This is a genomic window from Halorussus aquaticus (genome assembly GCF_024218795.1).
Lineage (GTDB): Archaea > Halobacteriota > Halobacteria > Halobacteriales > Haladaptataceae > Halorussus > Halorussus aquaticus.
This window is the reverse complement of the sequence record NZ_CP100401.1, coordinates 25,839-40,103: the sequence shown is the minus strand read 5'-3', so window position 1 is coordinate 40,103 and position 14,265 is coordinate 25,839. Positions and strand designations below refer to the sequence as shown.

Annotated in this window: 9 protein-coding genes and 1 pseudogene; 7 read left to right on the top strand and 3 right to left on the bottom strand. The window is 68.9% G+C overall.

Annotated features, from left to right (window positions below; all coding sequences use genetic code 11):
- From NGM06_RS18625 to NGM06_RS18610, 4 genes and pseudogenes are all read left to right on the top strand, one after another.
- Positions 1 to 1,977, top strand: a complete 1,977-nt coding sequence (locus NGM06_RS18625; RefSeq protein ID WP_254270267.1) for an ABC transporter permease — start codon at positions 1 to 3, stop codon at positions 1,975 to 1,977.
- A pseudogene (locus tag NGM06_RS18620) lies at positions 1,977 to 2,782 on the top strand (ABC transporter ATP-binding protein). The gene NGM06_RS18625 and the pseudogene NGM06_RS18620 overlap by 1 nt, the downstream one beginning before the upstream one ends.
- Entirely contained in the window at positions 2,779 to 3,552 is a 774-nt protein-coding gene (locus NGM06_RS18615) for an ABC transporter ATP-binding protein (protein ID WP_254270278.1), read from the top strand. The pseudogene NGM06_RS18620 and the gene NGM06_RS18615 overlap by 4 nt, the downstream one beginning before the upstream one ends.
- A gap of 101 nt (positions 3,553 to 3,653) precedes the next feature.
- The gene (locus tag NGM06_RS18610; protein ID WP_254270265.1) at positions 3,654 to 3,902 is read left to right on the top strand and encodes a hypothetical protein; all 249 of its coding nucleotides are present in this window, start codon (positions 3,654 to 3,656) and stop codon (positions 3,900 to 3,902) included.
- A gap of 355 nt (positions 3,903 to 4,257) precedes the next feature.
- On the opposite strand, the gene NGM06_RS18605 is transcribed toward NGM06_RS18610, so the two are convergent.
- Both NGM06_RS18605 and NGM06_RS18600 read right to left on the bottom strand, forming a co-directional pair.
- Positions 4,258 to 5,598 (bottom strand): hypothetical protein, encoded by a 1,341-nt coding sequence (locus tag NGM06_RS18605; RefSeq protein ID WP_254270264.1) that lies wholly within the window; start codon positions 5,596 to 5,598, stop codon positions 4,258 to 4,260.
- The gene (locus NGM06_RS18600) at positions 5,595 to 6,368 is read right to left on the bottom strand and encodes a hypothetical protein (RefSeq protein ID WP_254270277.1); all 774 of its coding nucleotides are present in this window, start codon (positions 6,366 to 6,368) and stop codon (positions 5,595 to 5,597) included. Before NGM06_RS18600 ends, NGM06_RS18605 begins: the two co-directional genes overlap by 4 nt.
- Before the next feature lie 106 nt (positions 6,369 to 6,474).
- Here NGM06_RS18600 and NGM06_RS18595 point away from each other — a divergent pair, with 106 nt between their 5' ends.
- Positions 6,475 to 6,669 (top strand): hypothetical protein, encoded by a 195-nt coding sequence (locus tag NGM06_RS18595; RefSeq protein ID WP_254270262.1) that lies wholly within the window; start codon positions 6,475 to 6,477, stop codon positions 6,667 to 6,669.
- Between the two features lie 107 nt (positions 6,670 to 6,776).
- Here the strand turns inward: NGM06_RS18595 and NGM06_RS18590 are convergent, their stop codons facing one another.
- A complete protein-coding gene (locus NGM06_RS18590) occupies positions 6,777 to 7,190 on the bottom strand; it encodes an EamA family transporter (protein WP_254270261.1) in 414 nt (137 codons plus the stop codon).
- Positions 7,191 to 7,456: 266 nt separating this feature from the next.
- On the opposite strand from NGM06_RS18590, the gene NGM06_RS18585 reads away from it, so the two are divergent.
- Together NGM06_RS18585 and NGM06_RS24245 are read left to right on the top strand one after the other, a co-directional pair.
- Entirely contained in the window at positions 7,457 to 8,941 is a 1,485-nt protein-coding gene (locus tag NGM06_RS18585; protein WP_254270260.1) for a hypothetical protein, read from the top strand.
- A gap of 182 nt (positions 8,942 to 9,123) precedes the next feature.
- Positions 9,124 to 14,244, top strand: coding sequence for an integrin alpha (locus NGM06_RS24245; protein ID WP_303659015.1), 5,121 nt, complete (start codon positions 9,124 to 9,126; stop codon positions 14,242 to 14,244).
- Positions 14,245 to 14,265 lie beyond the last annotated feature (21 nt).

Sequence of the window (14,265 nt, the reverse complement as noted above, 5' to 3'; positions counted from 1 at the left end):
ATGGTCGGGGTCACGGGGTTCGCCGAGCAACTGCTGAACGGGGTGACCATCGGGATGGTCTACGTCCTGATAGCCGCGGGACTGTCGGTCATCTTCGGCGTGATGGACGTCATCAACTTCGCGCACGGCGAACTGTTCGCGCTGGGCGCGTACTTCGCGTTCGCAGTCGTCGCGCCCTTCGGCGGTGCGGGGTTCTGGGTCGCGCTGGTGGTCGCGCCCCTGCTCGTCGGCGTAGTGGGCGCGGTCATCGAGCGTCTCACCCTCCGACCGCTCTACGACCGGAGTCCGCTCTACCACATCCTGCTGACCTTCGGACTGGTGTTGATGCTCAACGACGTCATCACCTTCTTCTGGGGCAAGCAGTCGAAGGCGCTGGCCGCACCGCCGATTCTGGACGGGCCGGTCACGATTCTCGGCGTCACCAACTCGCTGTACAGTTACTTCATCGTCGCGTTCGGCGCGGTCCTGTCGCTGGCGACGTGGTGGGCGCTGAACGAGACCCGGTTCGGTCTGGTCGTGCGCGCCGGGTCGATGGACCGCGAGATGGTCCGGAACCTCGGCATCGACATAGACCGGTACTACACCCTCGTCTTCGGGGTCGGGGCGGCGCTCGCGGCGGTCGCAGGGGTCGTCCTCGGGGCCTACCAGAACGTCAATCCGGGCATGGGGAACACGGTCATCATCCCCGCGTTCGTCATCGTCGTGCTGGGCGGTCTCGGCAGTTTCCGCGGCGCGGTCGTGGGCGGCCTGACGGTCGGCGTCGTCCAGACGCTCACGCGCACCTACCTCCCGGTGTTGGAGGGTCTGGTCGTGTTCGTGCTGATGATAGGCATCTTACTCGTCAAACCCGAGGGACTGTACGGTACCTCCGCCGCGGAGGAGTCGGGCGACTCGGAGGGCGAACTGCTCGCCGGTCGGGGCCGTGGCGTGCTGACCGACCGACAGCGGGCCGGACTCGGGGCGGCCACAGTCGGCCTACTCGCCGTCGTCCCCCTCGGCGTCGAGGTGCTCTACTCCGAGTACGTCCTGACGCTGCTCTCGGACGTCCTCGTCTGGGCGCTGTTCGCGCTCAGCCTCGACTTCGTGATGGGCTACGCCGGACTCGTCTCGCTGGGCCACGCGCTGTTCTACGGGACCGGGGCCTACGCCGCGGTGCTGGTCCTCCTCCACGTGACGCCCTCGGCGTTCGTCGCGCTCGCTGTCGCCGTCGTCGTCTGCGCGGCCATCGCGTGGGCCATCGGCCACGTCTCGATTCGGGTCTCGGGCGTCTACTTCTCGATGATCACGCTGGCGTTCGCCCAGTTGTTCTACCGGGCTGTCTTCAAGTTCGAGTGGACCGGCGGGAGCGACGGCCTGTTCGGCGCGGAGGTGCTGTACGGAATCGGCGGGGCCGCGATGGAGTTGGACGAAATCGCCGAGATGGTACCACTCGTGGGCGAGGACGGCCTGTTCTACTACTTCCTGCTCGCCACCGTGGTCGGGTCGTACCTCGTCGCGCGCCGGATGATGCGCGCCCCGTTCGGCAGCGTCCTCCAGTCCATCAGGGAGAGCGAGCGCCGGACCGAGTTCGTGGGCTACGACGTGACCGCCTACAAGCGCCGGGCGTTCGTCGTCAGCGGCGCGATGGCGGGGCTGGCGGGCGGCCTGTTCGCGGTCCAGAACCAGTTCGTCGCGCCGTCGCTGCTGTTCTGGCTCAACTCCGGCGAAGTCGTCGTGATGACCGTCCTCGGCGGGATGGGGACCCTCTACGGTCCGATGGTCGGCTCGGGCGTCTACATCGGGTTCGAGGACCTGCTGTCGTCGTACACCGACCAGTGGCAGTTCTTCCTCGGACTCGTGTTCGTAATCTTCGTCATCGCCCTCCCGCGGGGACTCGTTTCACTCCCCGAGAAACTGCTGGAGGCCGCAGGCGGCCGAACCGGCGCGCGCGAGGGGCGCGGCGAGGACGAACCGCTCGCCGAGGAGGTGAACGAGTGATGGCGGCGGCCGACGACGCCCCCGAGTCCGACGCCGGGACCGACCCCGTCCTCCGGGCGGACGGGTTGACCAAGCGGTTCGGCGACTTCGTGGCCCTCGACGGTGTGGACCTCGAAGTCGAAGCGGGGGAGTTCCGGAGCGTCATCGGACCGAACGGGGCGGGCAAGACTACGCTGTTCAACTGCCTCAGCGGGGCGCTCCGACCGACCGCCGGGTCGGTCTACTTCCGGGGCGAAGACGTGACCCGGACCGCGCCCCACGAGCGCGTCCGGCGCGGGATGGGCCGGTCGTTCCAGATAAGCACCGTCTTCGGCGGCCTGTCGGTCCGGGAGAACGTCCGGTTGGCGGCCCAGTCGGTGGCCGAGGGCGAGGGACGGATTTCGCTCCCCGGAAGTTGTTCAGTCCGACCGACCGATTCGGAGCGGTCGAGTCGCGGACCGACGAGGTACTGTCCGAGATAGGGTTGGAGCGTCGGGCCGACGAGTACGCCAGAGCGCTGGCCCACGGCGACCGGCGGCGACTCGAACTCGGACTGGTGCTGGCGACCGACCCCGACCTCGTGTTGTTGGACGAACCGACCGCGGGAATGGGGAGCGAGGAGACCCGAGACACGATAGCGCTCGTCGAGGAGGTGCTGGCCGACCGGACGCTGCTGCTCATCGAACACGATATCGACCTCGTGATGAACGTCTCGGACAGCGTGACGGTTCTCCACCGCGGGCAAGTGCTGGCGACCGGAACCCCCGAGCGCATCGCGGACGACGACGAGGTTCAGCGGGCCTACCTCGGAGGTGTTCGGGAGTGAGCGACGAGTTCCGCGGCGCGGCGGAATCGGGACGGTTGGACGCCGGGGCCTGCGAGGACCCCCTGCTCGACGTGTCCGGTCTGGTCGCGGGGTACGGCGCGACCGAGGTCCTGCACGGCGTGTCGCTCTGCGTCGGCGAGGGCGAGGTCGTCTCGCTGGTCGGTCGGAACGGCGCGGGCAAGACCACCACCCTGCGGTCGGTCGTCGGCAACGTCGTCCCCTCCGACGGGAGCGTCGTCTTCCGGGGCGAAGACGTGACTCGACTCTCGCCCGAGGAGACGGTCCGGCGGAACGTCGCGTTCGTGCCCGAGGAGCGACGCATCTTCCCGGGCCTGACGGTGGCCGAGAACCTCCGCGTCGGCCAGTTGGGCGGGGGCGACACCGCCGACCCGCGCGACCCGGAGGAGGTGCTGGCGGAGTTCGAGAACCTCCGCGAGCACCCCGACCGGAAGGGCGCGGCGCTGTCGGGCGGCGAACAGCAGATGCTGGCCATCGCCCGGGCGCTGGTCGCGGGCGCGGACCTGCTCCTTCTGGACGAACCGACCGAGGGTCTCGCGCCCTACGTCGTCCGACAGGTCGAAGACCTCGTGAACGGCCTGAACGACGAGGGCATCTCGGTCCTGCTGGTCGAGCAGAACGTGGAGGTGGCGCTCGAACTCGCGGACCGCCACTACGTGCTGGACCGCGGCGAAATCGTCTACCACGGGACGAGCGACCAGTTGCGCGACGACGAGGCGGTGCTCGACCGCCATCTGGGCGTGACGACCTGAGCGCGGACGCGTGGGCGGACGACCCGAGTGCGGACCCCGCCGGGGACCGTCCCGAACGAGCGACCAAACACTAATGTCGCACGAAACCTAAACTGACTAATATGAACAAGCTACTCCGACTCGGCGGATGGGCGTTCCTCGGTCTGGTCCTCCTCTGGGTCGTCGCGAAAGTCGTGGGCGTCGTCCTCGGAGTCGTCTCGTGGCTGGTGAGTACCCTCGTGTCGCTTCTGGTCGTCGCCGTCCTGCTGTACCTCGCGTACCTCCTCGTTTCGAGGTTCGTGGGCGGTAGTGGCGGCGCGAAATCCCGGTCGCGGTCCCGGTCGCGCGAGCGAGAGAAGATATACGAGTAGAGCGCTTCTCCGAGTGAACGCGTTCGGTGAGTCGGTCGCGGCCGAGTCGTCGGCAACGCGGGCCGAAGGCGGTCAGCCGTACAGGACCAGCAGGAGGAAGAAGACCGCGAGAAAGCCCAGTAAGACCAGTATCGCCTTCGTCGTTCCCCCATCCGTATCGAGTGTCTCGACCCGGTGACGTCCGCGTCCATCCCGCCGCCGTCTTCTCCGAACATGCTCGGAACACTCACCGCCACGTGGATAAATCCCCTCGTTCGGGTAACGCTCTCGACACGACGAGCCGAATCCCCGCGCTGGAGTGCTTTCGGACCGGTTTACGGACGAGCGACCGCGCACCGACCCGCGGACGCGTCGCTCAGAAAGACCGGCGGACGACTCGCGCGACGTGCGCGCTCGTCGGCGGTATCGCCCGCGCCATCGCCGCGGTCCGAACGTAGTGGCCGAGGTCCCGGGCCATCGAATCGACCGGCAGCGCGCGGTCCGTGTTGTACCGCTCTATCTGCTCGTCGGCGTACTCGACGACGCTCGCGACTCCGGGGAGTTCCGCTCGGTTGAGGTGACGATGCTCGTCCGCCGCGAGGGCGTCCTCGATGGCCCCGATAGCGCGCTCGCGGAGCGTCCGCAAGTCCTCGGCCGCCTCGACGGCGACGTGTTCGTCGGCCGCGACCCGCTTCCGGAGCGAGTCGAGCGCGCGAAGTCTGACGAGCGTCCCGTGGGCCGAGAGGACCGCGTTCGCGTACCTGCGGGTCCGGTCCTCCACGCCGGGGTCGGTCCGGCGGGTCACCTCCTCTGCGAGTTCCCGAATCGCGGCCCCGACCGGCGTCCCCTCGACGTCGCGGTCCACGAACGCCGACAGGTCGTCGGATTCGGCGTCCGGGAGTCGGTCTCGCCGTCGTCCGGCGACTCGCCCGAGCGTCGATCCGGCGGCGACGAGTCCGGACTCCAGGTCGGAGAGGTCGTCTCCGGTCGCCCGGAGTCGTTCGTAGAGGTGGGCCGCACCGTCTATCGAGGCCCTGGCGACTTCGAGGTTGCCAGCCAGTTCGCCCACGGCTATCGGGTCGTTCCGGCCGCGTCGGTCGCCCCGCACGGCGTTCTCGACGTTGGTCGTCGCGTTTCCGACCCGACGTTCGATGGTCGCGTGGACGAGTAGCGCCCGAATCGGGTCGCTCCCGAGGTAGTCCCACCGATAGCGGAATCCGTCGAGCGCGTCCGAGACGTTCTTCGCGGACTTCCGGACGTCCGTCGGCGAGAGTCCGTCTTCGATGGCCTTCCAACCGGCGGCGACCGTTCTGGCTTCCCCGCGAGCGCGGTCCACCGTTTCCATCGCCTCGAACGCAGACGCCGCGCCTTCGACCGACGAGATCGTCTCCTCGGTCGCTTCGTACTTTCCGGTGAGTTCCGACCGAATCGCCCCGTTGGGAATCTCCGCGGCGTCCAACGATGCGGGCACCGACGAGAGGAGTTCTCGGGCGCGGGCGACGCCGCTGTCGAGGTAGGACTGTCGAATCTCGACGGGCACCGTCTCGGGAACCGACGGGGGTTCCGTCTCCGGAAAGTCCCGAAGCGCCGCGCCGTCGATTTCGGTCGCGTCGTCGGTCAGCGGATTCCCGCCGAGGGCGTTGCAACCGGCGAGTGACGCCGCGCCCGCGAGCGCGAGGAACCCCCGGCGCGTCCGGTGGCCGTCTCCACCAGTCATCTGTCCGCCTCCGTCCGGGTTCGGGTCGTCGCGCTCTGGCCCGACTTCGACTCGGTTCGAGTCGGTTTCCGGGAGTTCGTCGGCGTTCCGGTGCGGTTCGTCCGCGCCGACGGACTCGAAGCGTTCGACCCCGAACCCGACCGAGACTGCTCGGTCGTCGTGCGCAGCGAGGGCGGGTAGCGACAGCCGTTGCTATTCGTTCCGGAGGAGTACCCCGACACCCGCTCCGGGTCGAGCGCGTCGGGGACGCGAATCAGCCTCACGGTCGCGTCCTCGGCGTCCGTGCGACACGCGACGTCGGCGTCGCGGTAGTAGCGTCCGTACCGCGTTCCGACCTCGGTCTCGGACCACGTGATGTAACAGAGTTTCAGTCGGAAGCACTCCCGGACGCGGTGGCGTTCGAGAAACAGCGTCTGGGATTCGAAGTCGGTCTCGGCGACGAACTGCCGAGCGTCGTCCGCGCCCTCGACGTCGGCGAACCGGAGGCGGTCGGCCGCTTCCGCGGTCGCAACGAGTCGTCGTTCGCGGTGGGTCGCGGACGGAGTGGACGACTCGTCGCCGTCTGACGCGGTGGTCCCCTCAGATGGGACCCACGCGAGGGCGTCCGCGTCGGAGTCCCGGAGCGTGACGAACTCGGGGTCGCGGACGACGTTCTCTGCTCGGGGGGCGGAGGCCGAGCCGCTGTCTGTCGTCGAGTCGCTGCAACCGGCGAGACCCGTGAGGAGGGCGACCGCTCCGTGGAGGACGCGTCTGCGCGAGAGGGCGGGCATACCATCACGAACAGGACAACGCGCGGACATCAATATTCCGAAGACGCGACGGTGACGGGAGGAGTTGTCACCCACAGTTAAATCCCCGCAGGCCCTCGGTTCTCGTATGACTTCGACGTGGCGGCAGTTGCTGCCGCAGTTTCTGATAATGCTGCTGTTGTACTTCGCGGGCGTCTTCGTGCTGGAGGCGGCCGGTATCGGCGGGTTCGTTCCCCGAATCGCCGTCGCGCTGGTCGTCGCGTTCGGCTACCCCGCGGCGCTGCGGCGACTCGACCGCGCGCCGCCAGCGTGGGAGCGGTGAGACGTATTCCGACCGCGGCGCGTCGTCACGACCCGTGACGGAACTCGTCCACGATTCCGTGGGTTCCTGACCGGTCTTCTGGAGAGCGATACCGTCTGGTCAAGCAGTCAGGTCGAGAGCAACGCGACCGCGCCGACGGCGAGCGCGATGCCCGCCGCGTCGCGCGTCGTGAGAGAGTCGCCGAGGAAGAGAACGCCGAGGACGGCCGCGACCACGAAGTAGAGCGCGGTGACGGTAGTGGCGACACCGGCGGACCCCCGCTGGAGCGCGACGTAGTAGCTTATCGCGCCGATACCCGAGAAGAGGCCGCCGAGCGCCGCGTAGCCGACGCCGACCGACGAGAACGCCGGACGCTGCCCCTGCGCGAGGACGTACACCACGGCGACGCCGATACCAGCGACGTAGGAGACGACCATCGCCACTTCGGGAGCGAGCGACCGCGTAGCGAAGTCGGCGAACACCGCCCAGAGTCCCCACGCGAGCATGGCGACGAGCGCGAACGCGAGTGCGGTCTGAGTCATACCAGTGCGGTCTCGCGGCGGTGACGTATAGCCACGGGGTCGGGAACAGATAGGTCTCAGTCGGGGGTGTCGTTCCGTGTCGGCATCGCAATCGCTTCTTCTCGCCGAGTTCGTCGGGAGAGAGTTCAGCTGGAGCCGACGAGTACGGGACGACACTCCCGACGCCACGGTGGAGTGACCGACAGTTCCCATAAATATCCAACAGGTACGGCCTACGTCGCTACAGACGGCCCATAACAAAGCGAATCAGGCCCCGAGGGACGCGCATGCGAACACTCGCAGTGACACTGGTCCTGTTGGTCGTGGGCGCAGGGGTCGCAGCGGCCCTCCCCGCGGCCGCGGACAGTGACCCGAGACCCCGAGACGCGGTATCCGAGACCCGAGACGCACCGTCGGTCCGGGCAGACCACCCGGTCGAAGACGACGCTCCGGCGAACGGGACGCTCGCAGTCGAAGCGCGCGAACCGCCGACGCTCCCCGAGCGGTGGCAACGCACCTACGGCGCGAGCGGCGACGACATCTTCGCCGACGCGGTTCGGACCGACGACGGCGGCTACCTGCTCGTCGGGTGGACCGGCGGAGAGAACCGCGACGGGTGGGTCCTCAAGACGGACGGCGAAGGGCGGAAGCAGTGGGCCGAGACCCTCGGCGGGTCGGGCACCGACCGGTTCTGGGGCGTCGCGCGGACCGACTCGGGCTACCTGCTCGCTGGCCGGACCGACGACGGCGGCGCGAGCGGATGGGTCGTCGAGATGAGCGCCGACGGCGAGACGCTCGAAAAGCGGACCCTCGGCTCCGGGGCCTTCTACGCCGTCGAGCGCCGCGACGCGGGCGACGCGACCGGCTACCTGCTCGCCGGGTGGACCGACAGCGACGGAAGCACGGCGGGGTGGACGGTCGGACTCGACGCGAACCGCTCCACGGCGTGGCAGGAGAGCCACCCGGTCCCCGAGGGCTACGACGCTGGCTACCTCCGGGCGATCGTCCCCACCGACACGGGCTACTACCTCGCCGGGAAAATCGAGGGCGACAGCGACGACGCGTGGGCGCTCCGACTCGCCGCCGACGGCACCCGCGAGTGGCAGGCCACGGCGGGCGGCCCGAGCAGAGACGACGTGTGGGCCGCCGCGTCGGCCTCCTCGTCCGGACCGAACGCCTCGGACGCGGACGCTGGCTTCGTCCTCGCCGGGGAGACCGAGAGTAACAGTACCGGCCCACGAGACGGATGGCTGGTGAAGTTCGGTCCCGACGGCACCGTCGAGTGGGAACACAAACCCGGCGGCGAGGGGACCCAGTGGCTCGATTCGGCGATGCGCACCGACGAGGGCTTCCTGTTCACCGGCGGGTCCGACGCCGGGCCGAAGGGGAGCGTGGACGGCTACGTGCTGGCGACCGACGCCGCGGGCGAGAGCGAGTGGCAGACCTACTACGGAACCGACGGCTGGGACAAGCCGTGGCCCGCCATCCGCGCCCACGGCGGAGGGTACCTGCTCGCCGGACAGACTTCCGGCGACGGCGCGACGGCCAGAGACGGCTGGCTCCTCCGAATCGGCGGCGAGTCGGCGTCCGAGACGAGAACGACGAGCGAAGTGACCGCAGACGGCGACGGCACCACCGACGAGGCGATGCGTGGCGACACCGCCACGGCCACCGCGACCTCCGAAGGACCTATCCCCGGATTCGGCGTCGGCGCGGCGCTGGTCGCGCTGGCGGGTCTCCTGCTGGCCGCCCGGCAGTGGGAGTCGAGGTGAACGCGTCCGAGTGAGCGCGACGACAGTCGGTCGGCGGCACAGCAGACTCCGCGCCGACCGCAACGCCTGCTATCGATAAGCCGACCCTGTCGCCCGGACAGGGCCGGGCAACGCGACGTTACGCACTGCTTGCGCTCCCCATAACAAAGGCCGGAGGTGGGGTACTCCGCGGACGAGACAGAATGACACCCGGGGAGGGAGGCGACACGACACGGCGGCGGGACGCGCTGATTATCGCGTGGCTGTTGGTCGCCAGTAGCGTCGTCGGCGCGAGCGGACTCTCGCTCGCGGCCGGGGGAACGGTGGCCGGGGGTGCAGAGAACGCCGGTGAAGCAGTGTCCGGAAGCGCGGCGTCCGGTCACCCTGCGAGCGCGGGCGCGCCTGCATCCGGAAGCGCAAGCGCGGGCGCTCCCCCGAGCGAGGACACCGACGTTCGCGAGGACGCGTCTTCGCAGGCACGGGAAACCGCGGAGGCGAGACAGGGCGCAGAGGCGAGACGGGGGAACGCGGGGACGAGTGAGCAGGACCCGGCGACCAGATGCGGCCGGGGCGCGATTCCGCGCGGACCGGCCGGGGCCGCGAACCTCTCGGACGCCGACGCCGAACTCTCCGGGGCGGCGAGCAACGACCGCGCCGGGTGGTCGACCGACTCCGGGGACGTGAACGGCGACGGCTACGCCGACGTACTCGTCGGCGCGCCGTCAAACGACTCCGCCGGGAGCGACTCCGGCGCGGCCTACCTCTTCTACGGTCCGGTGAATCTGAGCGAAGTCGAACTCGCCGAGGCGAACGTCACCTTCCGTGCGCGAGCGCCCGGCGAACACGCCGGGTTCGCGGTCGAACTCGGCGACCTGAACGACGACGGCCACGCCGACGTGTCGGTCGGCGCGCCCCTCGCGGACGCGAACGGCCCGAATTCGGGCGCGGCATACGTCGTCTACGGCGACGCGGACCTGCCCGAAGTAGTGAAACTGAAGTACGCCACCGCGACGTTCTACGGTGCCTCGGCGGGCGACCGGGCCGGTTGGGCGCTGGGCACGATGGCGAACGCGAGCAACGGGAGCGCGGGCCTGCTCGTCGGCGCGCCGTACCACGACGGGGTCGCCGACGACGCAGGTGCCGCCCACCTGATGTACATGCCGCGCGTGGGCACCTACAGCCTCGAAACCGCCAACGTGACCTACCTCGGGGAGGCGCGCAACGACTACGCCGGGTCGGCGGTGGCGGCGCTCGACGCGGACGGCGACAACGGGAGCGACGTCCTCGTCGGCGCGCGCGGCAACGACTCGACCGCCACCGACGCGGGCGCGGCCTACCTCCAGTACGGCCCGCAGTTAGCGGGCGTCTCCCTGCTCGTGAACGCGCCGGTCAAGTTCCGCGGACCGGCCGAGGACGACCGGGCCGGGTTCTCCGTGGCGGACGCCGGAGACCTGAACGACGACGGGCGCGACGACGTGGCTATCGGCGCGCCGTTCCACGACGTGCCCGCCGACGACGCCGGTGCGGCCTACGTGGCCTACGGGGGCGACCTCTCGGGATTGGTGAACCTCTCGACCGAGGCCGACGCCGCGCTCCCCGGCGAGGCGGCGAACGACTACGCCGGGTGGTCGGTCGCGGGCACGGGTGACGTGAACGAAGACGGTAACGGCGACCTGCTCGTCGGCGCGCCGTACAACAACAGCACCGCGAGGAACGCCGGAGCGGCCTACCTGCTCTACGGCTCTCAGATAGCCGAGCGCCACTCGCTGTCGGGTGCCCACGCCAAGTTCAGCGGCGAGGTCAGGGGCGACCTTGCGGGGTTCGCGCTGGCGGGCGGCGACGTGAACGACGACTCGGCGACCGACCTCTCGGTGGGCGCGCCGTTCACCGACGGCAGCGTCAACACGGGGTCGGTCTACCTCGTAAAGGGCGACTGCCCGCAGAAACCGGCGGAGGCGAACACGACGACAACGACAGAGACCACGACCACGGCCGAGACTACGACGACCACCGCGACGGAGACGACGCCCGAACCCCTCCGGATTCGAGTCGCCTTCGACTGCCGGAAGGCGACCGTGGCGGCCGAGCAGTACACCCGCGTCGTCCTGACGTTCGCCGACGGCGACAGGCAGACGGTCTCCGGCGTCTTCAGCGGGACGAACACGTTCTCGGGCACCGGTGAGAACGCGGGCGAGGTCGTCACGCAGGTCCGGGTGTACAACGGGCCGAACCGATTCGAGGTCCGGCGCAGCGACGCGAGCGGTTGCGAACCCGCCACCGAGCGACCGGACGAACCGTTCGTGCCGAGGATATTCTTCGTGAGTTGCGAGAAGGCCGTAGTGCAGGCCGACGAGTTCCGGTCGGTGACGCTGGTGTTCGCCGACGGTGACCGCCAGACCTTCCGCGGGAACTTCCGGGACCGCGCGGAGTTCGTCGGTACCGGCGACAATCAGGGCGAGGTGGTGAAGTTCGCCATCGTCAGGGGACCTGACGACGAGTCGGTGACGCGCCGGAACCCGAGTTTCGAGGCCTGCGCGCGACCGGAGACGACGACCACCACGACCACGACGACTGAGACCACCACGACCGAGACGCCCCGACCGCTCGAACCGGAGTTCGACTTCGCCTGCGAGGAGGTGGCCGTGACCGCCCACAGGTACGACGCCGTGACGCTGGTGTTCGCCGACGGCGACCGCCAGACGTTCCGCGGGAACTTCCGCGGCCGGAACGTCTTCTTCGGGACCGGAGACGACCGGGGGAAGGTCGTCGAGAGCGCGATAGTCAAGCGCGACGGCGAGACGGTCTCCGAGGAGAACCCCGACTTCGAGGACTGCGTGGACCGCGACACGACGACCACCACGACCACCACGACGCTCGAACTGCCGACGACGACCACGACGGAGACGACGACAATCACGACGACCACGGAGGAACCGGGGCCGCCGCCGAACGCCCGTGCTTCGTCGCCGGACTGCGAGCGACTGCGACTGGCGAACCCGACGACCGAGCGCATCACGTTCTCGGTGACGGGCGAGTCGGGACTGACGAGAGTCGTCATCCTGAACCCGGGACAGGTCGAGACGTTCGCCATCCCGACGGGGACCTACCGGGTGCAGGCGAAGGCGGGCGGTCTGGTCGAACCGACGCGGCCCGCGACGGTCAACGGGGACGAGATAGCGACCATCAGCGTCGAGGCGTGTCCGACGCCGACGACAACGACGACGACCGAGACCACTACGACCACCACCGAGACGACTACGACTGAAACCACTACGACCCAGACGAGAACGACAACTACGGAGACCACGACTACTACCGAAACCACCACCGATACGACAACGACGACTCCGACGACGACCGAGACCACCACCACGACTACCACTGAGACGACAACAACGACAACTACGGAGACCACGACCGAGACCACCACCACCACGACCCCGACAACAACGACGACAACGACGGAGACACCGGAACCGCCGAACGTCGAAGTCCGTCCGGAGGAGTGCGAGGCGTTGACGGTCGAGAACCCGAGCGACCGGAACGTGACGGTCAACGTCACCGGCCCGGACGACGCCACGCGCGAGTTGGTGGTCGGTCCCGGCGAGAATCGGTCGCTCTCGAACCTGACGCCCGGCGACTACGCGGTCCGGGCGTGGGTGCCCGGCGGCGTCGACGTCGGCGGAGACGACGAGGCGGACGAGGACGACCGCGGCGCGGCGACCGTCAACGGCGAGGAGACGGCGACCGTGAGCGTCGCCGACTGCCCGAACGTCGAGGTCGAGTCCGCGGCCCCCGAGTCGCTGACCGTCAGAAATCCGACCGACGTGAACGTGACGGTCAACGTCACCGGACCCGGCGACTTCGCCGAGACGGTGGAACTGCGGCCGGGCGACGAGGAGACGCTCGACGACCTGCCAGCGGGCGACTACGCGGTTCGCGCCCGGACCGGGTTCGTCGGCGAGGAACCGGGGTCGGCGACGGTCAACGACCGCGCGACCGCGACCGTCTCCGTGGCGGCAGCGACGACCACAACGACTGAGACGACTACCACGACTACGACTGAAACGCCAACAACGACCACGACGACCGAGACGCCCACGACCACGACAACGACGGAAACAACGACGACAACAACAGAGATAACGACTACCACGACCACCACGACCGAGACGACAACAACGACAACCGAGACCACTACCACGACGACTGAGACCACGACGACCACCGAAACTACCACTACAGAGACGACTACGACGACCACGGAGGAACCGCCCGCGGTGAACGTCGTCGCCGCGAGCGACGCCTGCGAGGCGTTGACGCTGCGCAACGAGGGCCAGCGCGCGGTGCGAGTGAGCGTCTCCGGGCCGGACGAGTTCGCACAGGAAGTGACGGTGCCGCCGGGTCAGTCGCGCGCGCTGACCGACCTCGATTCCGGAGAGTACGTCGTCAGGCCCACCCGCGAGGGCGCGACGGTGAACGGAACAGAGAGCGTCTCGGTCGCCGTCGCGGACTGTCCGACCGCTGCGGACGAGGAGACGACGACCACTGGAACCACGACTACCACCACCACGACCACTACAGAGACTACCACGACCACCGCAACCACGACGACAACGGAGACCACTACGACGACCCCGACGACGACAACCACCGAGACGACTACGACGACTGAAACGACCACGACTGAGACGACTACCACGACAGCCGAGACCACTACGACGACCGAAACGACCACAACTACGGAGGAGACGACCACGACCGAAACGACCACTACAGAGACGACTACGACCACCGAAATCCCCGCGCCGACCGTCACGCCGCGTCCGGTCGCCGGGTTCACCGGGTGTGAAGAGGACTTGAGCCTCGAACGCGGACTGACGCTGACGTACGAAGGCGGCGAGTTCACCAGCGAGAACGCCACTCGGGTCGGGACGAACACCTTCCGGTTCACCGTCGAGGGCGAGACTCACGAGGTGGAGTTGGTGAACGTCGAGCGTAACGAGGAGGGCGAACCGGTCTCGGTGACCTTCGACTCGACGCTCCGCGTGGACGCGGTCGTCGTCCGCGGCGGACCGGGTGCGAACGTCTACGCGTTCCCCGATGGCGTCTCAGGGCGGGCCGAACTGCAGGCACCCACGAACCAGAACTCCGGCCGACCGTTCGCCATCGAGGAAGTCGCGTTCTGCTACGACCCCGAGACGCCGAACGACGCGGACCGGACCGACGGAGCCTTCGACCTCGCGGAGTCGCTCGCTGGCGAGGCGACGACCGCGCTGGTCGGTCTCGCGGCCGCGGGGACGCTCGTCGCCCGACGACGGTGATGCGAGCGACGAGACAGTTCA

What these genes read in the sequence shown, in the direction of transcription:
- NGM06_RS18590 (WP_254270261.1), bottom strand. Translation starts at nt 7,190, where the DNA reads ATGACTCAGACCGCACTCGCGTTCGCGCTCGTCGCCATGCTCGCGTGG.
- NGM06_RS18610 (WP_254270265.1), top strand. Translation starts at nt 3,654, where the DNA reads ATGAACAAGCTACTCCGACTCGGCGGATGGGCGTTCCTCGGTCTGGTC.
- NGM06_RS24245 (WP_303659015.1), top strand. Translation starts at nt 9,124, where the DNA reads ATGACACCCGGGGAGGGAGGCGACACGACACGGCGGCGGGACGCGCTG.
- NGM06_RS18625 (WP_254270267.1), top strand. Translation starts at nt 1, where the DNA reads ATGGTCGGGGTCACGGGGTTCGCCGAGCAACTGCTGAACGGGGTGACC.
- NGM06_RS18585 (WP_254270260.1), top strand. Translation starts at nt 7,457, where the DNA reads ATGCGAACACTCGCAGTGACACTGGTCCTGTTGGTCGTGGGCGCAGGG.
- NGM06_RS18600 (WP_254270277.1), bottom strand. Translation starts at nt 6,368, where the DNA reads ATGCCCGCCCTCTCGCGCAGACGCGTCCTCCACGGAGCGGTCGCCCTC.
- NGM06_RS18605 (WP_254270264.1), bottom strand. Translation starts at nt 5,598, where the DNA reads ATGACTGGTGGAGACGGCCACCGGACGCGCCGGGGGTTCCTCGCGCTC.
- NGM06_RS18595 (WP_254270262.1), top strand. Translation starts at nt 6,475, where the DNA reads ATGACTTCGACGTGGCGGCAGTTGCTGCCGCAGTTTCTGATAATGCTG.